Below are 23657 nucleotides of genomic sequence, written 5' to 3'. Positions count from 1 at the left end.
TGGCCGGTCGCGCCCGCGCGGCGGAGCCGCTGATGGATACACCCCGCGCGTCACCCGCCGAAACGGGACCTCAAGGCCGCGCGGAGGCGGCCGTGGGACCGGTGGCCGGCAAGGACAGCGCGGAAGCGGCGGTAGTCGCGGAGCTCGCGGTACACGGCCCAGTCGTGCGTGCCCGGCGCCGGGGGCGCGGGCTCGCCGTGCTGGGCGGCCCGATAGGCGTCCAGTGCGTACTGCTCGTGGAGCGGCATCGAAATCACCTCGCTCATGTCGATTGTCACGCGGTACCCCGGAACGGGCCTGTTCGCCCGGCATCGGGGCCGATGAGCACGAGCCTGCGCCCGGCCCGCACACCGGTCACGCCGATTGACGGGTCCCGTCAATCGGCGGCCGGACTGTCACAGGCGGCGTGCACCATGGGGTCATGAGCGTGAGCATCGACGTCACGGGGCTGCCCGTGGAGCGGATCCATGTCGTGCCCTCGCCCCTGGCCGAGCTGGGCATGGCGCTGCACGCGCTGTCGGAGCCCGCGCACCACCCGGGGCTGCAGGGGTGGACGACGAGCGTGTCCGCCTGTCTCGACCCGTGCCTGGCGGACCGCCTGTGCGAGGCGGACTTCCTGTGGCGGTCGACGTACTCGGACGTGTTCGTGCCGTACTCCGGGGCGCCGGGCCGGCGCACCCTGCCCGGGGCGACGCTCGCCGAGGAGCTCGACCTGCTGGACAAGCTGTCGGACGAGGAGTTCGTGGACGCCGCTCTGGAGTTCACGTGCCAGACGAACTACGCGACGCGCGGCGCGGACCGCCTCTCGGACCGGGCCGCGCGGGAGCGGGCGCTGGACCTCGCGGCGGCGCGCGGCGCGCACCAGGTGCGCTTCACCCAGCGTCTGCTCGACGATCCCCCGGCGATCCGCGCCTGGTTCCGCGAGCTGCTGCAGGACTGCGACGAGGCGTTCTTCGCCGACATGTGGGCGCGGGTGCGGCACCCGCTGGCGGCCGACGCCCGGCACAAGACGCAGCTGCTGCGGCACAAGGGGCTGCGGGAGGCGCTCGGTTCGGTCTCGGGCGCGGTCGCGATGGACGAGGCGGGCGGCGCCGTGGTCGTCGACAAGCTGTCCGAGGGCCAGACCTCGACCGGGGACGGGGGCCTGCTCCTGGTGCCGACGAGCCTGGGCTGGCCGCATCTGTTCGTCGTGCACCGGCACGGCTGGCAGCCGACGATCCTGTACCCGAGCGCGGCGCCCGGACCTGCCGCGCCGCCTTCCGTGGCGGAGCTGACCCTGCGCATGTCGGCGCTCGCGCACCCGGTCCGGATGCGGCTGTGCCGGCACCTGGCCCGGGGCTCGTACACGACGGGCGAGCTGGCCGACGCGTACGGGATGACGGCGCCGGAGATCTCCCGGCATCTGTCGGTCCTGAAGAAGGCCGGTCTGGTCACCACGCGGCGGCACGGCCGGTACGTGCAGCACCAGCTGGACCTGGGCCTGGTGTCCCGGCTCGGCGCCGACTTCATCGAGGGCGTGCTGCGCTGAGGCTCAGTCCAGCCGGATGTGCCGGATGCCGACGAGGGCGCGGCGGGCGCGGCCCCGCAGGGCGCCGTCCTTGTTCGGTGTCAGCGTCAGGCCGGACAGCACGGCGACGCGGTCGGCGGTCTTGGCGACGGTGGACTCGTCGGTCCACAGGTGCTCGGCGAACTCGGGCTCGCGCAGCCGCTCCAGACAGTGGTCGAGCTGCCCCACGGCCCAGCTCTCCCGCTTCAGCACGCCCTCCTTGCCGACGACGAAGCGCAGGACGTGCCCGAGTCCGCGCTCGCGCAGGCGCCGCAGGACGGTCTCGCGGGAGGCGAGGAGCGTGAAGTGCCGTACGTCGTGGCCCCGTTCGCGCAGCTCACCGAGGATCTCCGCGTGGTGCGCGGGGTCGGTGAGCGTCATGGGGACGACGACGTGCCCGTCGTGCCGGGTGAGCGCGAGGTCGAGCGTCTCGAGGACGCCGGCCCGCCACGCCGCCAGGTCCCGGAAGTCCTCGCGGAGTCCGGGCGGCAGCGTGCGGTGCAGCCCGAAGCCGATGTGTTCCGGGTCGCAGACGACGCTGCCGGGCAGCCGGCGCCGCAGCTCGTACGCGGTCTGTGTCTTCCCGCCACCGAAAGGGCCGTTGATCCAGAGCAGCATGCGCAGATCCTAGGGCGTGTCTTCAAACTCCCGTCGTCGCCCGGAGGGCGGCTTCGCGGCGTCTGGTGCGTGCTCTCGGTGTGCCGGGCGCAGGCCCTCGTAGCGGAGCTACTTGGGTCTTCGCCCGGTGCGGCGAGAGTGCGCACCAGACGCCGTGGAGCAGGCGGGAGTTTGAAGACACGCCCTAGGGCCTGAGGGTCAGCCCTGTCCGCCGCCCGCGCGTACCAGTCCGGTCTCGTAGGCGAGGACGACGACCTGGACGCGGTCGCGCAGGTCGAGCTTGGTCAGGATGCGGCCGACGTGGGTCTTCACGGTGGCCTCGGACAGCACGAGGCGGGCCGCGATCTCGCCGTTCGACAGGCCCTGCGCGACGAGGATCATGACCTCGCGCTCGCGCTCGGTGAGCCGCGCCAGCTGCTGGTGCTGGGGTTCCTTGGTGCTGCTGGGCAGCATCGGGGCGAACCGGTCGAGCAGCCGCCGGGTGGTGGACGGGGCGACGACCGCGTCGCCGCTGTGCACGGAGCGGATCGCGGTGAGCAGCTCACCGGGCGGCACGTCCTTGAGCATGAAGCCGGAGGCGCCCGCCTTGAGGCCGGAGAACGCGTACTCGTCCAGGTCGAAGGTGGTCAGGATCAGCACCTTCGGCGGGTTCGGCTCCGAGCAGATCCGCCGGGTCGTCTCGACGCCGTCGAGCTTCGGCATGCGCACGTCCATGAGGACCACGTCCACGGACGTGGAGCGCAGCACCTCGAGGGCCTCGACGCCGTCGCCCGCCTCGGCGACGACCTCCATGTCCGGCTGGGCCGCGAGCACCATCCGGAAACCGGTGCGCAGCAGCACCTGGTCGTCGACGAGCATCACCTTGATCGACATCGGGCGGGTCCTCACATCTGGTGGGCGGGGTGGAGCGGTGCGTGCGCCGGTACGGGTCCGGTGGCGCTGGTACGTGTCAATGAGCGGGCTTGAGAGGCAGCAGGGCGCTGATGCGGAAGCCACCGCCGGGGCGCGGGCCCGCGTCCAGCGTGCCGCCGACCATACCGACGCGCTCGCGCATCCCGATGAGGCCGTGGCCGCGGCCGTCGGCGCCCCCGTCCTCGTAGAGCTCGTGCGGGGCGCCCTTGCCGTCGTCCTCGACGAGCAGCCCGAGCCCGTCGTCGAAGTAGACGAGCCGGACGCTGGCGCCGACGTCGGAGCCGCCGTGCTTGCGGGTGTTGGTGAGCGCCTCCTGGACGATGCGGTAGGCGGTCAGCTCGACGCCGCTGGGCAGCGGGCGGGCGGTGCCCTCGACCTTGAAGTCGACGGGCAGGCCCGCCGTGCGCACCTGCTCGACGAGGTCCTCGATCTGCTGCACGTCCGGCTGCGGCACGTACTCGCCGCCCTCCTCGGGCTCGCCGGTGCGCAGCACGCCGAGCAGCCGGCGCATCTCGGCGAGGGCCTGCCGGCCGGTGCCGGAGATGGTCTCCAGGGCCTTCTTGGCCTGGTCGGGCGCGGCGTCCATGACGTAGGCGGCGCCGTCGGCCTGCACGACCATCACCGACACGTTGTGCGCGACGACGTCGTGCAACTCGCGGGCGATGCGCGCCCGTTCGGCCGCGACCGCGACCTTGGCCTGCGCCTCGCGCTCCTTCTCCAGGCGGTTGGCCCGCTCCTCCAGCTGCGCCAGGTAGGCGCGCCGGGTGCTGAGCGAGTCGCCGAGGACCCAGGCGAGGGCGAACGGCACCATCTGGAAGATCGTGACGGCCAGGTGGCCGAGGCCGCTGGAGTGCTCGGTGGGCCAGCGCAGCTCGGCGAGCGGCGCCGCGCACAGGCCGCCGATCAGGCCGAAGCGGGAGGCCCACTTCGCGCCGTTCGCCGCGACCGTGTAGATGATCACGAGCAGGGCGAAGTCGGCCACGACGGCCCGGCCGTCGAAGACCATCTGGGCCAGGCCCGACACCGCGGCGAGCACGAGCATCAACTCGGGCATCCGCCGCCGCAGCGCCACGACGACGCACAGGACGACGGAGAGCACCACGGCCGCGACCACGTTGGTGTCGTGCACGGGCGCCCCGTTGACGGGACTCAGACTCACCACGGACAGGCCGAGGAGGACGACGGCCCAGAAGCTGTCGACCCACGTCGGGTGTCTGCGGAGAAAGGCGTAGAGGCGCTGCACGTCACCCAGCGTAGGCAAGCGCCGGGTGTGCGGGGGTCAACCGGAGGACCGATCCGCGCCCGGCGCGCGTACTCCCCAAGGTGGAGGCGCGTGCGCCCCCTGCGCATAGCCTGCACCGGTGGATCACGTACGACAGGACGAGGGGCGCGGCTGGCGCGAGGCCGCCGAGGAGGCCCTGTACGGGCCGGAGGGCTTCTACCGGGGGCCGGAGGGACCCGCCGGGCACTTCCGTACGTCGGTGCACGCGTCGGCGCTGTTCGCGGACGCCGTCGCCGCGCTGCTGTGCCGGGTGGACGCCGCGCTGGGCTCCCCGCCGGAGCTAGCCTTCGTCGACATGGCGGCCGGCCGCGGCGAGCTCGTCACGCGCGTCCTTCAGGTGCTGCCCGCCGGTGTGGCCGCACGCGTGCGTGCCTGCGCGGTCGAGAAGGCGGAGCGGCCCGCGGATCTCGATCACCGGATCGAGTGGCACGCGGCGCCCCCGGAGGGCGTCACGGGCCTGCTCTTCGCGAACGAGTGGCTCGACAACGTGCCGGTCGACGTCGTCGAGACCGACGAGGACGGCGCCGCCCGCCTGGTTCTCGTCGACGCGGACGGCGCCGAGACCCTGGCGGCCGGGCCCCTGGACGAACTGTCGCGGCGCTGGCTGGACGCCTGGTGGCCGCTGCCCGCCGAGCCGGGCCTGCGGGCCGAGGTGGGACTGCCGCGCGACACGGCGTGGGCGGCGGCCGTGGGCTGCCTGGAGCGGGGTCTGGCGGTCGCGGCGGACTACGCCCACGCGCGCGGGGCCCGGCCGCCCTTCGGCACGCTCACGGGCTTCCGGCAGGGCCGCGAGACGGCGCCCGTGCCGGACGGCTCCTGCGACATCACCGCGCACGTGGCGCTCGACGCCTGCGCCGTGACGCCCGGGGCCCGGATCGTGCCGCAGCGGGCCGCCCTGCGAGGGCTCGGCGTACGCGCGGGCCGCCCGCCGCTCGCCCTCGCCTCCCAGGACCCGGCCGCCTACGTACGGGCGCTCGCGCGGGCCGGCGAGGCGGCGGAGCTGACCGCGCGCGGCGGGCTCGGCGACTTCGGCTGGCTGCTCGAACCGGTCGGACTGCCGGGCGGGGACCCGCTCGGGGCCCTACTTGTCGATGTCGCCGACGACGAAGAACAGTGAGCCGAGGATCGCCACCATGTCGGCGACGAGCGTGCCCGGCAGCAGTTCGGTGAGCGCCTGGATGTTGTTGTAGGACGCGGAGCGCAGCTTCAGGCGGTACGGCGTCTTCTCGCCCTTGGAGACGAGGTAGTAGCCGTTGATCCCGAGCGGGTTCTCCGTCCACGCGTACGTGTGGCCCTCGGGCGCCTTGAGCACCTTGGGCAGCCGCTGGTTGACGGGGCCCGGCGGCAGCTCGGCGAGCCGGTCCAGGGCGGCGTCGGCGAGGTCCAGCGCGTTGTGCGTCTGCTCCAGGAGGCACTCGAAGCGGGCCAGGCAGTCGCCCTCCTGCCGCGTGACGACCTTCAGGGTGTCCTGCAGCTCCCCGTAGGCGAGGTACGGCTCGTCGCGCCTCAGGTCGAAGTCGACGCCGGAGGCGCGGGCGATCGGGCCGCTCACCCCGTAGGCGTGCGCCGTCTCCGGGGTCAGCACGCCGACGCCGCGCGTGCGGCCGCGGAAGATCTCGTTGCCGAGCACCAGGTTGTCGTAGACGTCCATCCGGGAGCGCACGTCCGCGACGGCCGCCCGCGCGCGCGTGGTCCACCCCTGGGGCAGGTCCTCCTTGAGGCCGCCGACGCGGTTGAACATGTAGTGCATGCGTCCGCCGGAGACCTCCTCCATCACGTTCTGGAGTTCCTCGCGCTCACGGAAGGCGTAGAAGACCGGAGTGATTCCGCCCAGTTCGAGCGGGTACGAACCCAGAAACATCAGATGGTTCAGCACACGGTTCAGCTCGGCCAGCAGGGTCCGCAGCCAGACCGCGCGCTCGGGGACCTCCATGCCGAGCATCCGCTCGACGGCGAGCACGACGCCCAGCTCGTTCGAGAAGGCGGACAGCCAGTCGTGGCGGTTGGCGAGCATCACGATCTGCCGGTAGTCGCGCGCCTCGAACAGCTTCTCCGCACCGCGGTGCATGTAGCCGATCACCGGCTCCGCGTGCTGGATGCGCTCGCCGTCGAGCACGAGACGCAGGCGCAGCACACCGTGGGTGGAGGGGTGCTGCGGACCGATGTTGAGCACCATGTCGGTGCTCTCCGCGGCACCGCCGATGCCGACCGTGGCCTGAGTCGTGGGCGTCATGCCGACAGTCTCTCCTACGTAGGGTGGGCTCATGGATACAGGGGCGAGGGGCATCACCGGCGCCGTGGACACTCCGGACACGTCCGACGGGCCCGGCCCGGTGTGGACGGGCCTGCCCCGGGGCCTGCTGAAGCTGCGCCGGCTGCTCCTGGTGCTGTGGCTGGTGCCGGCCGCCGTGGCGGCCGGAGTGCTGCTCGGCGTGTTCGCGGGCCCGCCGTGGGCGGCGTTCGCCGTGCTCCCGCTGGCGCTGCTGGCCTGGGGCTGGCCGATGCTGGGGCGCAACTGGCGGTCGTGGCGGTACGCCGAGCGGGCCGACGACCTGCTGATCACGCGCGGGGTCCTGTGGCGCGAGGAGACGATCGTCCCGTACGGGCGCATGCAGCTGGTCGAGGTGACCTCGGGCCCGCTGGAGCGCCGGTTCGGGCTCGCCAGTCTCCAGCTGCACACCGCGGCCGCCGCCACCGACGCGACGATCCCCGGCCTCGCGCCGGCCGAGGCCGAGCGGCTGCGCGACCGCCTCACCGAGCTCGGCGAGGCCCGATCGGCGGGCCTGTGACGGCCCCGCACGCCCCGGACGGCCTCCGGGACCCCGAGACCGCCGCGAGCGCCGCAGAACGGCGTCTGCACCCCGTCACGCCCCTGCGCAGAGCGTGGGCGCCGATCGCCGTGCTGCTCGGCTGGGCCGTGCACGACATGGACGAGGCGCAGCGCCGGCTGGCCCAGCTGACCGCGACGACCCTGATCGTCGGCCTGGGCGTGCTCGTGCCGGCCGCCGCCCTGTACGGCTTCCTCACCTGGTGGTTCACGCACTTCTCGGTGACGGACACCGAACTGCGCATCCGTACGGGCCTGTTGTTCCGCCGCACCGCCCACATCCGGCTCGACCGGCTCCAGGCGGTCGACGTCACGCAGCCGCTGCTGGCGCGCTTCGCGGGCGTCGCGAAACTCAAACTCGACGTCGTCGGGGCCGACAAGAAGGACGAACTCGCCTATCTGGGCGAGAAGGAAGCGCGCGCTCTGCGGGCCGAACTCCTCGCGCGGGCCGCCGGGTTCGCCCCGGAGTCGGCCCACAAGGTGGGCGAGGCGCCCTCCCGCCAGATCCTGCACACGCCGCCGCGGATGCTCGCCACGGCGCTCCTGCTGACGGGCGCGCCCTGGGCGATGCTGCTCGCCGCGGCCGTCGTGCCCGCCTTCCTGTGGATCGCCACCCACAACCTGTGGACGGTCGTCGCGGTCGCCGTGCCGCTGGCCGGCGGCGCGTTCACCAACAGCGCGGGGCGCTTCGTCAAGGAGTACGACTGGACGGTCGGCGAGTCCGAGGACGGGCTCCGCATCGACCACGGGCTGCTCGACCGGGTCCACGAGACGGTCCCGCCGGGCCGGGTGCAGACGGTGCGCTTCGTTGAGCCGCTGCTGTGGCGGCGGCGCGGCTGGGTCCGGGTCGAGCTCCATGTCGCGGGCTCGTCGAACTCGGTCCTGGTCCCGGTCGCCCCGCGCGAGCACGCCGAGGACGTCGTCGCGCGGATCCTGCCGGGCGCGGCCGTGCCCAAGCCGGCCGACTTCGCCCCGTCGCCGCGCCGCGGCCGCTGGTGCGTGCCCGTGTGGTGGCGCTCCTACGGGGTGGCCGTCACGGAGACGGTCTTCGCGGCCCGGCACGGGCTGCTCCGGCGGCGTCTCGCCCTGGTCCCGCACGCCAAGGTGCAGAGCGTGCGGCTCACCCAGGGGCCCTGGCAGCGGTACTGGCGCGTCGCGAGCCTGCACCTGGACACGGGCGCCAACAAGACGGTGACCGCCCCGCTCCGCGACGCGCAGGAGGCCGCGGAGCTCCTCCGCGCCCAGGCCGACCGCTCCCGCACGGGTCGCCGCGACGCGCGCCCGGACCGCTGGATGACGATGCGCTGACCGGGGGCGTGGGGCGGGGCGGGTGCCTCGCTGTGCCGTCCGCCGGGTGCCGGTCTCGTCGTGGCTGGTCGCGCAGTTCCCCGCGCCCCTGAAATGCAGGCGCTGCGCGCCGCATTTCCCCGATCGAGGTGCGGGGCGCCTTTCATCTGGGGAAGGCGCGGCGAAGCCGCAGCCTTCCAGGGGCGCGGGGAACTGCGCGACCAGCCCCCACCGGGGCGCGCCCCGCGACGAAACCGAGCGGCCCCTGACGGGGCGGCCGGTGGATCAGGCGCGCAGGGCCGTCCTGAGGTCGCCCACGTCGATCTGCTCGGTCTCGTCGTGCTCCGTCAGGTCGATGACCTCCTGACCGGCCACGGCATCCACATCCGCATCGACGTCGACGTCGCCCGCGGCCTCGTGCTCCGTACCGGCCGCCTCGCCGGGCGCGGCCGAGAGCGCCGGCCGCTCCTGCCGGGCCTGCTCGGCGGTCAGCCGCTCCGCGGCGACATCGGCGGCCAGCTCCTCACCGACGACGTCCGCGAGGTCCTGCTCCTGCGCGGAGCGACCCGTGCCGAAGAAGTCGAAGCCGCCGATCAGCGCCTTGCGCACGGGCGCGGGAGGCATCACGGTCGCGACGGCCGGCACGAGGGAGTGGCCGGACGCCGCCGAGGACTTCCCCCGGGAATCCGCCTCCTCCGCGACCTCGGGCTCGCCCGCGGCGGCCATCCGGTCGAGCGCCGCGTTGGCCTTCAGGTAGAGCGAGGGGGTCACGCCGCCGCCGGGCGTCGTCGCGCCCACGGGCGGCAGCGCCCTGGCCGGGGCGGCGCTCTCTATCGCGAGCCGGCGCCGGCCTTCGAGGGCGCTGGCCCGCTCGGTCTCCGCGTTCGCGTACCGGCGCAGCAGTGCGGCGTGCTCACCGCGCAGCGCGGCCAGTTCGGCGCGCTTGGAGCGGAGCTTGGTCTCCAGGCGGGTGCGCAGCTCGCGCGACTCCTCGAGGTCGCCCTCGAGCTCGGCCACCGCCTCCTCGTGCCGCCAGCGCTCGCTCGCCGCGCCCCGGTTCAGCTCGGCGACCTGCTTGCCGGCGAGCCGGTCCCAGCGGCGCATCACGACGGAGCCGACCACGGCGGCGGCCGCGGCGACGGCGGTGATCCCGCGCAGGACCAGCGGATCGCCGGACAGCCAGGCGCCGCCCGCGCAGACGAGCGGCACACCGGCGATCACCGAAGGGGGCAACATGCGGTGCAGGGGTGGGGAATGGCGGTGACGTCCACGTGGCATGGCCAGAAACTTACCGCGCGTAGGCGAATCGCGAAGCCCCGCCCGGCAAAATCCGGGCAGACCCCTCGGGAAAATGGCCGAACTTGCGCTCATGACCGATCACTTGGCGTCACCCGCCCTCCCGCGCCCGTCCCCGCGCATCCACCCCACCCTCAAGATCATTTACCGATGAGGCCCTTGGACTCGAGATATTCCTTCGCCACATCGGCCTCCTTCTGGCGCTCCGCGTCGACCTTCCGGTTCAGCTCCACCAGATCGTCGGTGGTGAGTGCCTTGGTGAGCTTCCCGAGCGCGTCGGCGATCGCCTTGTCGCCCGCGTCCTTCGCGTTCACAACCGGAATGATGTTGTCCGCGTTCTGGAGCTTCTTGTCGTCCTCCAGGAGAACGAGCCCGAAGTTCTCCAGCGTCGCGTCCGTCGTGGTCGTCAGGACCAGCTGATCCGTGCCGGTCTTCACCGCCTGCTTGGCCTGAGTGGTGCCGACGCCCTTGGGGTCGATACCCGCCACGTCGATCCCGTACGTCTTCTTCAGACCCGGCGCGCAGAACGGCCGCTGCTCGCATTCGTCACCCGCCGCGATCTTGACCTTCTGGCCCGAAGCGCCGAGATCCGAAAGGGTCTTGAGCTTGTGCTTCTTCGCGAAGCTCTCGCTCACCGCGAACGCGTTCTGGTCGACCGCCCCGCCCGCGTCCAGAACCTTCAGACCCTCCGGCCCGGCGAGCCCCCGCAGCGCCTTCACCGTGGCGTCGACATCGCTGGAGGCGACCGGCTCCGCCTTCGGGCCGTTCTTCTTCAGGTTGAGGAATTCGGCGAGCGTCGCCGCGTATTCGGGCACCACGTCGATCGCGCCCTTGGCGAGCTGCGGTTCGTAGATCTCCCGGTTCGCGACGGTCTTCACCGAGGCGTCGTATCCGGCGTCGTCGAGTATCTGCCGGTACAGCTCACCGAGGACCTTCGCCTCGGTGAAACTCGCGGCCCCCACGACGACCTTGCCCTTGCCGCCGCCGGAGCCCGCGTCGTCCTTGCCCTCCAGGCTGTCGCCGCCGCACGCGGCCAGCCCCACGGTCAGCGCGCCCACCGCCACGGCCGCCAGAGCCGCCCTGCGCGTCCTGCTGTTCATGACTCTCCTCGTTGTGCCGATGCCTTGCCGAAACCGGATGAATCGACGCGGGGACGCACCGCGCGAACGGTGCTCACGCCCGCCCCCGCATCGGGTCGCACAGCCGCCCCACCGCCACGAACGCGCCCTCGACGACCAGTGCGAGCGCCGCCACGAGCACCGCGCCCGCGACCACCTGCGGCGTGTCCTGGAGGTTGAACCCGGCGGTGATGATCCGCCCGAGCCCGCCCTCGCCGGCCATCGCGGCCAGCGTCGCCGTGGCGATCACCTGCACCGCCGCCGAGCGCAGCCCGGTCATCACCAGCGGGTACGCCAGCGGCAGCTCGACCCGGGCGAAGACCTGGCCGCCGCTCATGCCCATGCCGCGCGCCGCCTCCACCACCGAACGGTCCACCTCGCGCACACCCACGTACGCGTTCGTCAGCAGCGGGGGCACCGCGAAGAGGACCAGCGCGATCAGCGTCGGCACGTCTCCGTGCCGGCCCAGCGGGGTCAGCGTGAGCAGCACCAGGACGGCCAGCGTGGGCACCGCGCGTCCCACGTTCGACACGTTGACCGCGAGGGCGCCGCCCCGGCCGATGTGCCCGAGCCACAGGGCGAGCGGCAGCGCGATCAGACAGGCGATGCCCAGCGCGACGCCACTGAAGTACAGATGCTCGGCGAGCCGGTGCCACACGCCCTTCTCGCCCTGCCAGTTGGCGCTCGTGGACAGCCAGTCGCAGGCGCCCGATATCGCGTTCATGCCACCTTCTCGGGCTCAGGGAGCGCGGGTGCGGCAGCCGCCACGCGTCTGCGACGCGGGCGCGGACCCCGCCCCCGCGTCGCCCGCGTCCACGGCGTCAGCAGCCGCTGGAGGCCGAGCAGCAGCAGGTCGGCGAGGACCGCGAGGGCCACGCACAGCACGGACGCGGTCAGCACCTGTGCCTTGAAGTCGCTGTCGAGGCCGCCGAGGATCAGCGTGCCCAGGCCCCCGTAGTCGACGATCGCGCCGACCGTCGTGAGCGCCACCGTGGACACCGTCGCGATCCGCACCCCGGCCAGCAACGCGGGCAGCGCCAGAGGCAGTTCGACCTCCCACAGCAGGCGCAGCGGCCCGTAGCCCATCCCGCGGGCCGCCTCGGTGGCCTCTTCGGGGACGGACTGGAGTCCCGCCAGAATGTTCCGCACGAGAATCGTCAGCGAATACAGGACGAGGCCGGTGATCACGAGAGCCGGAGAGAGCCCGAAAAGGGGCAGCAGCAGGGAGAACATCGCGAGGGAGGGAATGGAATACAGCACAGTCGTCAGACCGAGCACCGGCGCCGCGAAAGCCCGCCTGCGGCGCGCGAGCAGCGCGAGCGGCAAGGAGATCAGGACTCCGATCACCACCGAGGCGACGGTGATCCCCACGTGCTGCACGGTCGCGTCGACCAATTCCTGGCTGCGGGTGCGCAGATACTCGCCGCACACCCACTCATTGCGCACCAGGCAGTTCTGCTCACTCACCCCGCCCGCCTCCCCCGTTTCCCCGAACGTATGCCGCCGGCCGCGCCCCCGCACGGTCGTCGCCGACACTTTTCGAACTGCGGACGACCCTAACCGCCGGCACTGACAACGGCCGATGCCCACCCCCTCCCCGCAACACCGCCGTCACACAACTACGGGCCCTTGGCGGCAGAATGGGGTCCCATGATCCGGTTCGAGCACGTCAGCAAGCGGTACGCGGACGGCACAACTGCCGTCGACGATCTGTCCTTCGAGGTGAACGCGGGCGAACTGGTCACGCTGGTGGGCCCGTCGGGCTGCGGCAAGACCACGACGATGAAAATGGTGAACCGGCTCATCGAACCGTCCGCGGGCCGGATATTCCTCGACGGCGACGACATATCCGAAATCGATCCGGTGAAGCTGCGCCGGCGTATCGGATACGTCATCCAGCAGGTGGGCCTTTTCCCGCACAAGACGGTCCTCGACAACACGGCGACGGTCCCGCACCTGCTCGGCGTCCGGCGCGCCGAGGCCCGCGCCCGCGCCGCCGAACTGCTCGATCTGGTGGGCCTGGACCCGAAGGTGTTCGGCGAGCGCTACCCCGAGCAGCTCTCCGGCGGCCAGCGCCAGCGGGTCGGTGTGGCCCGCGCGCTCGCGGCGGACCCGCCGGTGCTGCTGATGGACGAGCCGTTCGGCGCGGTCGACCCGGTGGTCCGCGACCATCTCCAGACCGAGTTCCTGCGCCTGCAGCGCACGCTCGGCAAGACCGTCCTGTTCGTCACGCACGACATCGAGGAGGCGGTCCGCCTCGGCGACCGCATCGCCGTCTACGGGCAGGGCCGCATCGAGCAGTTCGACACCCCGGCCGCGGTGCTCGGCGCCCCCGCCACGCCCTATGTGGCCGACTTCGTCGGCGCGGACCGGGGCCTGAAGCGCCTCTCGGTGACGCCCATCGAGGAGAGCGACCTGGAGCAGCCGCCCGTCGTCCACCTCGACGACCCGCTGCCCCGCGACCTCGACGCCCGCTGGGCCGTCGTCCTGGACGGCGAGGACAACCTGCACGGCTGGATCTCCGCCGGGCACGCGCGCGAGGCGGCGAAGGGCGAGACCGTACGGGACCACGCGCGCCGCATGGAGGCCTGGCTGCCCGTCGGCGCCTCCCTGAAGCAGGCGTTCGCGACGATGCTCCAGCACGACGCGGGCTGGATCGCCGTGATCGACGAGCGCTCCGAGGGCCGCTTCCTGGGCGTCCTCACCCCCGCCCGGCTGCACGAGGCGCTGCGCCGCTCCACCGCGGCCGACGCCCAGGACGTCGCACGGACCGACGTGGACCTGGAGATCATTCGCTGAGCCGGGCGCTCAGCCACTGGAGGGTCGCCGGGATCTCCCGGCGCCAGGTGTTGAAGTTGTGCCCGCCGCTGTCGAGGACGATCGACGCCACGCGCGCGGGCGGCTTCACCTTGCCCAGGAACGCCATGGTGTCCGGGTAGTTGTACTCGCCCTGCCTGCTGGTCGTCACCAGGAGGGAGGTGTCGGGCGGCGGCAGCCGGTCGAGGGACCACAGGAGGTCCGCCCGGTACCGCAGCTCCTGGTCGCCGTGGAACAGGTCGCCCGTCGTCGGGTCGAGCGCCGCCCTGTAGTACGCGGAGAGCCCGGCGCCCGCCCTGTAGACGTCGGGGTGGTGCATCGCCAGCTTCAGGGCGCAGTAGCCGCCCGTGGAGTCGCCGACGATCCCCCACTCCTTCTCGGTGCGGTAGCGGGCGGCGACTGCCCGCGGCAGGTCGCGTGCGAAGAAGGTCTCGGTGCGCGGGCCGCCCGGCACGTCCACGCACTCGGTGTCGCGCGGCGGCGCCACGGTCGGCCGGAGCATGACGAGGATCATCGGCCGCATCTGGTGCGCGGCGGCGAGCTGGTAGGCGGTCTGCGGATAGCGCAGCCCCTTGTAGAGCGCCTCCGCGGTGCCCGGATACCCCGTGAGGACGACCGCCGCCGGGAAGTGGCGTCCGGCGTGGCTCTGCTGGAAGTACTCCGGCGGCAGATACACGTACGCGGGGCTCGCGATCCGGGTGTCGCGCCCCACCACCTCGATCTTCTCGATGCGGCCCAGGCTGTCCGGCCGGGCGCCGGGCGGTGCGGTGAGGCCTCCGGCGGAGACGGCGTGCACGGTCCGGGCGGCGCCGCCCGGTCCCGCCTGCTCCGTGACGACGCCCTCGGTCTGCTCGCGGCCCAGCAGGTCGTCCCAGGACGCGTAGAAGCCGAAGGACCGGTTCACGCCGAGGCCCACCGCGCAGAACAGCAGCAGCTGGGTGGCGAGCAGCAGCGCCACACGGCCGCTGACGGACCGCCAGGAGCGGTGCGACAGGCGGGGCCAGAGCAGCACGGTGCCGAGGAAGAGGACCACGGCGAGCAGCACCGCGAGGGCGAGCACCGTGTGACTCGTGAGACCCATGGGTTGTCTTCCGCCTCCGCGTCGACGTGATGGGGCGCCCCGTGCGGAGCAGCGGCTTTTCTCCTGCTTTCCTCACCCTTTACAGCTCTTTTCCGGGTGGGAGTGAACCCGCTTCCCGATGCGTCCGTCCTAGAGGGCGCACGTCACGGATGCCCGATATGGATATCCGTTCACGCTTCTCGTAGAACGACGGAAATGCGATGTTCGTCAGGATAGATGCGCGGAACCGGGGCGCCGTTCCGGGACGGCTGGGGCGCGTGGTGCGCGGCGCGGTGCGCGGACCCCGCCCGGAGTCGGTGCCGGCCTGGATCGCGCGGGCGGGTCTCCTGGTCGGGCTGCTCGACGTCGCGGCCGGCGTCTTCCCGCGTTTCCGGCACAGCCGCATGCACGCCCTCGCCCAGGTCCTGCCGGGCACCCTCGGCCCGTACGCGGCCGCCCTCGCGCTCAGCTGCGGCGTCCTGCTGCTCCTGCTCGCGCACGGGCTGCGGCGGCGCAAGCGGCGGGCCTGGCGGGCCACCGTGGTGCTCCTGCCGCTCGGCGCCTGCGCCCAGTTCGCGTACCGGCACTCGCTCGCGGGGGTCGTCATCCCGCTCGCCCTGCTGTGGCTCCTCGTCCGGCACCGCGGCGAGTTCGACGCGCTGCCCGACCCGCGCAGCCGCTGGCGCGCGCTGGCGAACCTGGTGGTGATGGGCGCCGGTTCGCTGCTGCTCGGCCTCGCGATCGTGAGCGCTCACCCGGACAAGCTCGCGGGCGACCCGAGTCTGGCGGACCGTCTGGCCCACGTCCTGTACGGGCTGTTCGGCGTCGACGGACCGCTGGACTACACGGGCCGCACCTCGTCCACGGTCGCGTTCTCCCTCGGCGCGCTCGGCATGCTCACCGCGCTCACCACGATCTACTTCGCGCTGCGTCCCGAGCATCCGGCGGCGGGCCTCACCGAGGACGACGAGGCCCGGCTGCGCGCCCTTCTGGAGCGGCACGGCGCCCGGGACTCGCTCGGCCACTTCGCGCTGCGCCGTGACAAAGCCGTCGTGTTCTCCCCGAGCGGCAAGGCGGCCGTCTGCTACCGCGTCGTGTCCGGGGTGATGCTCGCCGGCGGCGACCCCGTCGGGGACGTGGAGGCCTGGCCCGGCGCCATCGAGCGCTTCATGGACGAGGCGCGGGCCCACTCCTGGACCCCGGCCGTCATGGGCTGCTCCGAGACCGGCGGCGAGGTGTGGACCCGCGAGACGGGGCTCGACGCGCTGGAGCTGGGCGACGAGGCGGTGGTGGACGTCGCGGATTTCTCCCTCGCGGGGCGGCCGATGCGCAATGTCCGCCAGATGGTGAAGCGGATCGAGCGCGCCGGCTACGAGACCCGCGTCCGGCGCGTCCGTGACCTGTCCCCCGCCGAGCTGGACCGGATCCGCCGCGCCGCCGATGCCTGGCGCGGCACGGACACCGAGCGGGGCTTCTCCATGGCGCTCGGCCGCATCGGTGACTCCGCCGACGGCGACTGTCTGATCGCCACGGCCCACAAGGTCCCGGACGCCGACGGCGGCCCGCAGGGGCCCCACGGAGACCTGAAGGCCGTCCTGCACTTCGTCCCCTGGGGGCCCGACGGCGTCTCCCTCGACCTGATGCGCCGCGACCGCGCCGCCGACCCGGGGATGAACGAGCTGCTGATCGTGACCGCCCTCCAGGCCGCCCCGCGGCACGGCATCGCGCGCGTGTCGCTCAACTTCGCCATGTTCCGCTCCGCCCTCGCCCGCGGCGAGAAGATCGGCGCGGGTCCGGTCCTGCGGGCCTGGCGCGGCCTGCTCGTGTTCCTGTCCCGCTGGTTCCAGATCGAGTCGCTCTACAAGTTCAACGCCAAGTTCCGCCCCCGCTGGGAACCCCGCTTCGTGGTCTACGGCTCCCCCCGCGACCTCCCCCGCATCGGCTGGGCCGCGATGCAGGCCGAGGGCTTCATCACCCTCCCCCGCCCCCGACGCCCCGGAATTCACCCCTGCGACGCGAGGCATCCCCCGCACAGCCCTACGCTGGAAGCATGAGCACGTCGCAGGTCCGCCGGGGCCACGTAGCCAATCTCCCTGCATGGGACCGCTGCGCGGTCATGGGAGTCGTCAATGTGACGCCCGACTCCTTCTCCGACGGCGGGCGCTGGTTCGACACCACCCGCGCGGTCAAGCACGGCCTCGACCTGGTCGCCCAGGGCGCCGACCTCGTCGACGTCGGCGGCGAGTCGACCCGTCCCGGCGCCACGCGCGTGGACGAGGACGAGGAGCTCAAGCGTGTCATCCCCGTCGTGCGGGGCCTGGCCGCCGAGGGCGTCACCGTGTCCGTGGACACCATGCGCGCCAAGGTCGCCGAGCAGTCCCTGGCGGCGGGCGCCGCGCTGGTCAACGACGTGAGCGGCGGCCTCTCCGACCCCGCGATGATCCCCGTCGTCGCCGCCGCGGGCGCCCCCTTCGTCGTCATGCACTGGCGCGGCCTCCTCGCGGGCGACGCCGTGCACGGGCACTACGAGGACGTCGTCTCGGAGGTCGTCGACGAGCTCCGCGCGCGTGTCGACGCCGTCATAGCCGGGGGCATCGCGCCCGACCGCATCGTCGTCGACCCCGGCCTCGGTTTCTCCAAGGAGGCCGGGCACGACCTGACCCTCCTCGCCCACCTCGACCGCCTCCACGCGCTCGGCCACCCCGTCCTGGTCGCCGCCTCCCGCAAGCGGTTCCTCGGCCACGTCCTCTCCGACGGGCAGGGCGCCCCGCCGCCCGCCCGCGAGCGCGACGCGGCCACCGCCGCCGTCTCCGCGATCGCCGCCCACACCGGCGCCTGGGCCGTCCGCGTCCACGAGGTCCGGGCCACCGCCGACGCCGTCCGCGTCGCCCGCGCGGTCGAGGGAGCCCTGTGACCCACACCGACATCCAGGCCGTCGACGACGCCAACCGCGCGTTCTACGAGGCCCTGGAGCGCGGCGACTTCGAGGAACTGACCTCGCTGTGGCTGGCCCCCGAGGACGTCGCCTACGCCGAGGACGCCGACCCCGACGACGCCGAGGACACCTCGATCAGCTGCGTCCACCCGGGCTGGCCGGTGCTCACCGGACGCGGCGAGGTCCTGCGCAGCTACGCGCTGATCATGGCGAACACGGAGTACATCCAGTTCTTCCTGACCGACCTGCACATCAGCGTGGTCGCCGACACGGCCCTGGTGACCTGCACCGAGAACATCCTCAGCGGCGGCCCCGCGCCGGAGGGCGGCGAGGAGCTCGGCCCGCTCGTCGGCCAGCGTGTCGTCGCGACGAACGTGTTCCGGCGCACCCGTGACGGCTGGAAGCTGTGGTCCCACCACGCGTCCCCGGTCCTCGCCGAGTCGGAGGACGAGTCGGACCTCGACGCGGAGATCGACCGCCGGCTCGACGAGGGTCCGGGCGGCGGCATCGGCGGTATCGACGGCAACCTGGGCGACGACGGCTCACCCGCCTGAGTGGGTACCCGGCTCGGAAAGCCCCGGAATTGCGGGCCCGCGGTTGGCCGCGGGCCCGCGTGGGTAGGGGCGGCTACCAGCCGGACCGCCGGATGTCCATAGCCCCCGCGGGCGAGCGATGTCCGAGCGCGCAGGTAGATTCGAACGAGCCGGCGCAGCGACCGCACATCGATGGGACCGGCTCCTACCGACGACTGCAGGAGTGATTCGCGTGGATCGTGTCGCGCTGCGCGGCCTCAAGGCCCGAGGGCACCATGGCGTCTTCCCCAAGGAGCGCGAGGAGGGCCAGACCTTCATCGTGGACCTGGTGATCGGACTCGACACCCGGGCGGCGGCGGCCGACGACGACCTGGCGAAGACCGTGCACTACGGCATCGTGGCGGAGGAGGTCGTGGCCGTCGTCGAGGGCGAGCCGGTCGACCTCATCGAGACGCTCGCCGAGCGCATCGCCCAGACGTGCCTGAAGCACGAGGGGGTGCGGGAGGTCGAGGTCTGCGTCCACAAGCCGGACGCGCCGATCACCGTGCCCTTCGACGACGTGACCGTCACCATCACCCGGAGCCGAGTATGAACAAGACGCAGTTCGACCCGACCGTCCAGCCGGTGCCGGCCTCCGTGGTCGAGCAGGTCGACGCGGCCGACAGCACGCTGTCGAACCCCAAGCGCGCGGTGCTCTCCCTCGGCTCGAACCTGGGCAACCGCCTGGAGACCCTCCAGGGCGCCGTGGACGCCCTGGAGGACACCCCGGGCGTCCGGGTCAAAGCCGTCTCCCCCGTGTACGAGACGGCGCCCTGGGGCGTCGACCCCGGCTCCCAGCCCTCGTACTTCAACGCGGTGGTGATCCTGAAGACGACCCTGCCGCCGTCCTCGCTGCTCGAGCGCGCCCACGCGGTCGAGGAGGCCTTCCACCGCGTGCGGGACGAGCGCTGGGGCCCGCGGACGATCGACGTGGACATCGTTGCCTACGCGGACGTCGTCTCGGACGACCCGGTGCTCACGCTCCCTCACCCGCGGGCCCACGAGCGCGCCTTCGTGCTCGCCCCCTGGTACGACGTGGAGCCGGAGGCCCAGCTGCCCGGCCGCGGCCCCGTCGCCGACCTGCTCGCCGAGGTCACCCGCGAGGGCATCGCCCCGCGCGCCGACCTGGAACTCCGGCTGCCCGAGTAATCGTTAGGGTCTAGGCCGTGTCTTCAAACTCCCGCCTGCTCCACGGCGAAGCCGCCCTCCGGGCGACGACGGGAGTTTGAAGACACGGCCTAGCGGACACGGCCGCAGCCAGGCGGTCGTGGACGGCCGTAGACATCTGAAGGGCGACCACGGGGATGAAGCAACTGCGGATCAGGACGCTCGCCGGGCTCTTCGTGGTGGCGGGCGTCCTGTCCTGGGCGGGCGCCCGGCTGTGGAACGCGGTGGGCACGCTGCCCCGCGTCCCCCCGGCCGCCCCCGTCGTCCTCGCCCTCATCGCCATCGTCCTGCTGGCGACGGCGCTCTCCATCCGCTCCCGGCTGAAGGCCCAGCGCGCCCGGGTCCCCGACGCGCGCGGTGTCGACCCCATGATGGCCGCCCGCGCCCTCGTCTTCGGCCAGGCCAGCGCCCTGGTCGCCGCGCTCGTCTCCGGGATGTACGGCGGCACGTTCGCGTTCCTGCTGGAGCACCTGGACGTGGCGCCCCGCCGGGACCAGGCGATCTACGCCGGCTTCTCCGTCGTCGCGGGCATCGGCGTGATCGCCGCGGCCCTGTTCCTCCAGCACGTCTGCCGGCTCCCGGAGGACGACGACGACACGAAGGGCACCGCCCCCACCACCTGACCGCCCAGCGTCCAGCGCCCAGCGCCTAGCGCCTAGCGCCTAGCGCGCCATGATGAGGCTCATCGCCTCGTTGCGCGTGGCGGGGTCGCGCAGCTGCCCGCGGACCGCCGAGGTGATCGTCTTCGCGCCGGGCTTGCGCACGCCCCGCATCGTCATGCACATGTGCTCGCACTCGACGACGACGATGACGCCGCGCGGCTCCAGGATCTCCATCAGGGAGTCCGCGATCTGCGTGGTGAGCCGCTCCTGCACCTGCGGACGGCGGGCATAGACGTCGGCGAGCCGGGCCAGCTTGGACAGGCCGGTGATCTTGCCGTCCGCCGACGGGATGTACCCGACGTGCGCGACGCCCACGAACGGCACGAGGTGGTGCTCGCAGCTCGAGATGATCTCGATGTCCTTCACCAGGACCATCTCGTCGTGCCCCAGGTCGAACGTCGTCGTCAGCACGTCCTCGGGCTGCTGCCACAGACCCGCGAATATCTCCTTGTACGCTCGGGCGACCCGCGCCGGCGTCTCCCGCAGGCCCTCGCGGTCCGGGTCCTCGCCGACCGCGATGAGCAGTTCGCGTACGGCGTTCTCGGCCCGCTTCTCGTCGAACTCGCCGATCGGGCCCTCACCGTGCAGCGTCACCGGGTCGGTCATCTGTGCCTCTTCCTCAAACGGATGTCCGACGCGGCCCGTGTCCACGAAAAGGCCGCGTCCCCCACACCGTAAAGCGTGGGGGACGCGGCCTGCATTCCGGGGCTGTCCCGGGCACCGGGGCCCGGTCAGCTCTCGGGGCGCTCCTCCTTGACCGTGTCCACCGGGGTGGTGGACTCGATGGCGGGGGTGGCCCCGTTCGCCCCGTTCGTCAGCGACAGCTCCTTGGGGGAGAGCACCGGCGGGCGGGTCGAGGGAGTGCGGCGGGAGGAGCCGGTCCACGCGGGGCGGGCCGGGCGCTTCACGATCGGAGCGAAGATCTCGGCGATCTGCTCCTTGTTCAGCGTCTCCTTCTCCAGCAGCGCGAGGACCAGGTTGTCGAGAACGTCGCGGTTCTCGACGAGGATCTCCCAGGCCTCGTTGTGCGCCGTCTCGATGAGCTTCTTGACCTCTTCGTCGACGAGCGCCGCGACCTCTTCCGAGTAGTCGCGCTGGTGCGCCATCTCCCGGCCGAGGAACGGCTCCGTGTTGTCGCCGCCGAACTTGATCGCGCCGAGCCGCTCGGTCATGCCGTACTGCGTGACCATGGCACGGGCCGTGGCGGTGGCCTTCTCGATGTCGTTCGCCGCGCCCGTGGTCGGGTCGTGGAAGACGAGCTCCTCGGCCGCGCGCCCGCCCAGCATGTAGGCGAGCTGGTCGAGCATCTCGTTGCGCGTGGTCGAGTACTTGTCCTCGTCCGGGAGCACCATCGTGTAGCCGAGGGCCCGGCCGCGGGACAGGATCGTGATCTTGTGGACCGGGTCGGAGTTCGGCGAAGCCGCCGCGACCAGGGCGTGACCGCCCTCGTGGTACGCGGTGATCTTCTTCTCCTTGTCCGACATGATCCGGGTCCGCTTCTGCGGGCCCGCGACCACACGGTCGATCGCCTCGTCCAGCATGTGGTTGTCGATCAGCTTCTTGTCCGAGCGGGCGGTCAGCAGGGCCGCCTCGTTCAGCACGTTCGACAGATCGGCACCGGTGAAGCCGGGGGTGCGGCGGGCGACGGCCGACAGGTCGACGTCCGGAGCGACCGGCTTGCCCTTCTGGTGGACCTTGAGGATCTCCAGACGGCCCTGCATGTCCGGACGGTCGACCGCGATCTGGCGGTCGAAACGGCCGGGACGCAGCAGCGCCGGGTCGAGGATGTCCGGCCGGTTCGTGGCGGCGATCAGGATGACGCCGCCCTTCACGTCGAAGCCGTCCATCTCGACGAGCAGCTGGTTGAGCGTCTGCTCGCGCTCGTCGTGACCGCCGCCCAGACCCGCACCGCGATGCCGACCGACGGCGTCGATCTCGTCGACGAAGACGATCGCCGGAGCGTTCGCCTTGGCCTGCTCGAAGAGGTCGCGGACACGGGAGGCACCGACACCGACGAACATCTCGACGAAGTCGGAACCGGAGATCGAGTAGAACGGGACGCCCGCCTCACCGGCGACGGCGCGCGCGAGCAGCGTCTTACCGGTACCGGGCGGGCCGTACAGCAGCACACCCTTGGGGATCTTGGCGCCCACGGCCTGGAACTTGGCCGGCTCCTGCAGGAACTCCTTGATCTCGTGGAGCTCCTCGACGGCCTCGTCCGAACCCGCGACGTCGGCGAACGTCGTCTTCGGGGTGTCCTTGGTGATGAGCTTCGCCTTGGACTTGCCGAAGTTCATGACCTTCGAGCCGCCGCCCTGCATCTGATTCATCAGGAACAGGAAGATGAGGGGCAGCAGGATGAAGGGGAGCAGCGTGATCAGAATGCCGACGAAGGCGTTCTGCTTCTCGGGGGAGACGGTGTACCCGTCCGGGATCTTGTTGTCCTGGAAGCGGGCCTGCAGGTCCTTGGCCACGTCGACGCCCTGGTCGCCGATGTAGCTCGCCTGGAACTTGCTGCCGTCCTCGCCCTTGAGCTTCTGGCCGTCCTTCAGCTCGATCTTGATGTTGTTCTCATCGCCGGTGGTGAGCTTGGCCTGCTTCACCTTGTCCTGGTCGATGGCCTGAATGACCTGGCCGGTGTCCACCGTCTTGTAGCCGCCGGACGAACCGACGACCTGCATCAACACGACCACGGCAAGGACGGCCAGCACGATCCACATGACCGGCCCACGGAAGTATCGCTTCACGTCCATCCATACGGAGCGATGCCGCCCCGTCCCTCCTGCCATAGTGAGTTTGATAAGGCTGTTTGAAGCTGTTTGAAGAACTGTTCTTCGGACGGTACCCCAGCATTGTCACCCGACGCCGCAGGGGACGACCGAGAATCTGCCCCTCGCATGCTCCAACGGCGGGAATCCCCTGAGGGTTCCCGCCGCCGCGACGAGCGCTGACGGGCGCTCAGCCGCCGTAGACGTGCGGAGCGAGCGTGCCGACGAACGGCAGGTTCCGGTACTTCTCCGCGTAGTCGAGGCCGTAGCCGACCACGAACTCGTTCGGGATGTCGAAGCCGACCCACTTCACGTCGATGTCGACCTTGGCCGCCTCGGGCTTGCGCAGCAGCGTGCACACCTCGAGGGAGGCGGGCTCGCGGGAGCCCAGGTTGGTCAGCAGCCACGACAGGGTCAGGCCCGAGTCGATGATGTCCTCGACGATCAGGACGTGCTTGCCCTTGATGTCGGTGTCGAGGTCCTTGAGGATCCGCACGACGCCGGAGGACTGCGTGCCCGCGCCGTACGAGGACACCGCCATCCAGTCCATCGTGACGGGGGTGGACAGGGCGCGAGCCAGGTCCGCCATGACCATCACGGCGCCCTTGAGGACCCCGACGATCAGCAGGTCCTTGCCCGCGTACTCCGCGTCGACCTTCGCGGCCAGCTCGGCCAGCTTCGCGTCGATCTCTTCCTTGGTGATGAGCACCGACTGAAGGTCGGTGCCCATGTCTTTCGCGTCCACCCGCATCACTTTCGGTCGTCCCACCGGCCGCCGCGACGTGAGCCG

The 23657-nt window shown here is 72.0% G+C and carries 24 protein-coding genes; 11 read left to right on the top strand and 13 right to left on the bottom strand.

The window, feature by feature from the left end; translation table 11 throughout:
• Positions 1-50 precede the first annotated feature (50 nt).
• Entirely contained in the window at positions 51-266 is a 216-nt protein-coding gene (locus IAG42_RS19695) for a hypothetical protein (protein WP_384624252.1), read from the bottom strand.
• A gap of 155 nt (positions 267-421) precedes the next feature.
• On the opposite strand from IAG42_RS19695, the gene IAG42_RS19690 reads away from it, so the two are divergent.
• Positions 422-1528, top strand: coding sequence for a DUF5937 family protein (locus tag IAG42_RS19690; RefSeq protein ID WP_188338286.1), 1107 nt, complete (start codon positions 422-424; stop codon positions 1526-1528).
• 3 nt (positions 1529-1531) lie between these two features.
• On the opposite strand, the gene IAG42_RS19685 is transcribed toward IAG42_RS19690, so the two are convergent.
• The 3 genes from IAG42_RS19685 to IAG42_RS19675 all read right to left on the bottom strand — a co-directional run bounded on the left by IAG42_RS19685 (position 1532) and on the right by IAG42_RS19675 (position 4319).
• Positions 1532-2164, bottom strand: coding sequence for an AAA family ATPase (locus tag IAG42_RS19685; protein ID WP_188338285.1), 633 nt, complete (start codon positions 2162-2164; stop codon positions 1532-1534).
• 198 nt (positions 2165-2362) lie between these two features.
• On the bottom strand, positions 2363-3037 hold the full coding sequence (locus IAG42_RS19680) for a response regulator transcription factor (RefSeq protein ID WP_188338284.1): 675 nt from the start codon (positions 3035-3037) through the stop codon (positions 2363-2365).
• Positions 3038-3113: 76 nt separating this feature from the next.
• Positions 3114-4319 carry a sensor histidine kinase gene (locus IAG42_RS19675; RefSeq protein WP_188338283.1) on the bottom strand — a complete coding sequence of 402 codons (1206 nt, stop codon included), beginning with the start codon at positions 4317-4319 and terminating at the stop codon, positions 3114-3116.
• Between the two features lie 118 nt (positions 4320-4437).
• Between IAG42_RS19675 and IAG42_RS19670 the strand changes: the two genes are divergently transcribed.
• Entirely contained in the window at positions 4438-5475 is a 1038-nt protein-coding gene (locus tag IAG42_RS19670) for an SAM-dependent methyltransferase (protein WP_188338282.1), read from the top strand.
• Here IAG42_RS19670 and IAG42_RS19665 read toward each other — a convergent pair.
• Positions 5440-6591 carry an NADH-quinone oxidoreductase subunit D gene (locus IAG42_RS19665; protein WP_223206085.1) on the bottom strand — a complete coding sequence of 384 codons (1152 nt, stop codon included), beginning with the start codon at positions 6589-6591 and terminating at the stop codon, positions 5440-5442. The genes IAG42_RS19670 and IAG42_RS19665 overlap by 36 nt on opposite strands.
• Before the next feature lie 31 nt (positions 6592-6622).
• On the opposite strand from IAG42_RS19665, the gene IAG42_RS19660 reads away from it, so the two are divergent.
• Both IAG42_RS19660 and IAG42_RS19655 read left to right on the top strand, forming a co-directional pair.
• Complete coding sequence (locus tag IAG42_RS19660; protein WP_188338280.1) at positions 6623-7147, top strand: PH domain-containing protein; 525 nt, start codon at positions 6623-6625, stop codon at positions 7145-7147.
• The gene (locus tag IAG42_RS19655) at positions 7144-8493 is read left to right on the top strand and encodes a PH domain-containing protein (RefSeq protein WP_188338279.1); all 1350 of its coding nucleotides are present in this window, start codon (positions 7144-7146) and stop codon (positions 8491-8493) included. The genes IAG42_RS19660 and IAG42_RS19655 overlap by 4 nt, the downstream gene beginning before the upstream one ends.
• 264 nt (positions 8494-8757) lie before the next feature.
• On the opposite strand, the gene IAG42_RS19650 is transcribed toward IAG42_RS19655, so the two are convergent.
• The 4 genes from IAG42_RS19650 to IAG42_RS19635 all read right to left on the bottom strand — a co-directional run bounded on the left by IAG42_RS19650 (position 8758) and on the right by IAG42_RS19635 (position 12353).
• On the bottom strand, positions 8758-9750 hold the full coding sequence (locus IAG42_RS19650; RefSeq protein ID WP_188338278.1) for a hypothetical protein: 993 nt from the start codon (positions 9748-9750) through the stop codon (positions 8758-8760).
• A gap of 158 nt (positions 9751-9908) precedes the next feature.
• Positions 9909-10868, bottom strand: coding sequence for an ABC transporter substrate-binding protein (locus IAG42_RS19645; protein WP_188338277.1), 960 nt, complete (start codon positions 10866-10868; stop codon positions 9909-9911).
• A gap of 73 nt (positions 10869-10941) precedes the next feature.
• Positions 10942-11610 (bottom strand): ABC transporter permease, encoded by a 669-nt coding sequence (locus tag IAG42_RS19640; RefSeq protein ID WP_188338276.1) that lies wholly within the window; start codon positions 11608-11610, stop codon positions 10942-10944.
• Positions 11607-12353, bottom strand: coding sequence for an ABC transporter permease (locus tag IAG42_RS19635; protein WP_188338275.1), 747 nt, complete (start codon positions 12351-12353; stop codon positions 11607-11609). Before IAG42_RS19635 ends, IAG42_RS19640 begins: the two co-directional genes overlap by 4 nt.
• A gap of 183 nt (positions 12354-12536) precedes the next feature.
• Here IAG42_RS19635 and IAG42_RS19630 point away from each other — a divergent pair, with 183 nt between their 5' ends.
• Positions 12537-13685, top strand: coding sequence for an ABC transporter ATP-binding protein (locus IAG42_RS19630; RefSeq protein WP_188338274.1), 1149 nt, complete (start codon positions 12537-12539; stop codon positions 13683-13685).
• Here the strand turns inward: IAG42_RS19630 and IAG42_RS19625 are convergent.
• Positions 13675-14784: an alpha/beta hydrolase gene (locus IAG42_RS19625; RefSeq protein WP_188338273.1), complete on the bottom strand. Its 1110-nt coding sequence runs from the start codon at positions 14782-14784 to the stop codon at positions 13675-13677. The genes IAG42_RS19630 and IAG42_RS19625 overlap by 11 nt on opposite strands.
• A 200-nt stretch (positions 14785-14984) precedes the next feature.
• Between IAG42_RS19625 and IAG42_RS19620 the strand changes: the two genes are divergently transcribed.
• The 6 genes from IAG42_RS19620 to IAG42_RS19595 all read left to right on the top strand — a co-directional run bounded on the left by IAG42_RS19620 (position 14985) and on the right by IAG42_RS19595 (position 20060).
• Positions 14985-16817, top strand: a complete 1833-nt coding sequence (locus tag IAG42_RS19620; protein ID WP_188338272.1) for a phosphatidylglycerol lysyltransferase domain-containing protein — start codon at positions 14985-14987, stop codon at positions 16815-16817.
• Entirely contained in the window at positions 16814-17677 is an 864-nt protein-coding gene (folP, locus tag IAG42_RS19615; RefSeq protein WP_188338271.1) for a dihydropteroate synthase, read from the top strand. Before IAG42_RS19620 ends, folP begins: the two co-directional genes overlap by 4 nt.
• Positions 17674-18252, top strand: coding sequence for a nuclear transport factor 2 family protein (locus tag IAG42_RS19610; protein WP_188338270.1), 579 nt, complete (start codon positions 17674-17676; stop codon positions 18250-18252). Before folP ends, IAG42_RS19610 begins: the two co-directional genes overlap by 4 nt.
• 211 nt (positions 18253-18463) lie before the next feature.
• Positions 18464-18823 carry a dihydroneopterin aldolase gene (gene folB / locus IAG42_RS19605; RefSeq protein WP_188338269.1) on the top strand — a complete coding sequence of 120 codons (360 nt, stop codon included), beginning with the start codon at positions 18464-18466 and terminating at the stop codon, positions 18821-18823.
• Positions 18820-19419, top strand: a complete 600-nt coding sequence (gene folK, locus IAG42_RS19600) for a 2-amino-4-hydroxy-6-hydroxymethyldihydropteridine diphosphokinase (RefSeq protein WP_188338268.1) — start codon at positions 18820-18822, stop codon at positions 19417-19419. The genes folB and folK overlap by 4 nt, the downstream gene beginning before the upstream one ends.
• 155 nt (positions 19420-19574) lie before the next feature.
• Positions 19575-20060 (top strand): DUF3180 domain-containing protein, encoded by a 486-nt coding sequence (locus IAG42_RS19595; RefSeq protein ID WP_188338267.1) that lies wholly within the window; start codon positions 19575-19577, stop codon positions 20058-20060.
• A 39-nt stretch (positions 20061-20099) separates the two neighbouring features.
• Here IAG42_RS19595 and folE read toward each other — a convergent pair whose 3' ends face one another.
• The 3 genes from folE to hpt form a co-directional block, all read right to left on the bottom strand.
• A complete protein-coding gene (folE, locus tag IAG42_RS19590) occupies positions 20100-20705 on the bottom strand; it encodes a GTP cyclohydrolase I FolE (RefSeq protein WP_188338266.1) in 606 nt (201 codons plus the stop codon).
• A 125-nt stretch (positions 20706-20830) separates the two neighbouring features.
• Complete coding sequence (ftsH, locus tag IAG42_RS19585) at positions 20831-22852, bottom strand: ATP-dependent zinc metalloprotease FtsH (RefSeq protein ID WP_188338265.1); 2022 nt, start codon at positions 22850-22852, stop codon at positions 20831-20833.
• Positions 22853-23057: 205 nt separating this feature from the next.
• Positions 23058-23618, bottom strand: a complete 561-nt coding sequence (gene hpt, locus IAG42_RS19580; RefSeq protein WP_188341485.1) for a hypoxanthine phosphoribosyltransferase — start codon at positions 23616-23618, stop codon at positions 23058-23060.
• Between the last annotated feature and the right edge of the window lie 39 nt (positions 23619-23657).

Source organism: Streptomyces xanthii (assembly GCF_014621695.1).
In the GTDB taxonomy this organism is placed as follows: Bacteria; Actinomycetota; Actinomycetes; order Streptomycetales; family Streptomycetaceae; genus Streptomyces; species Streptomyces xanthii.
Note: the sequence above shows the minus strand (reverse complement) of the source record. Positions and strands in the feature narration are given on the sequence as shown.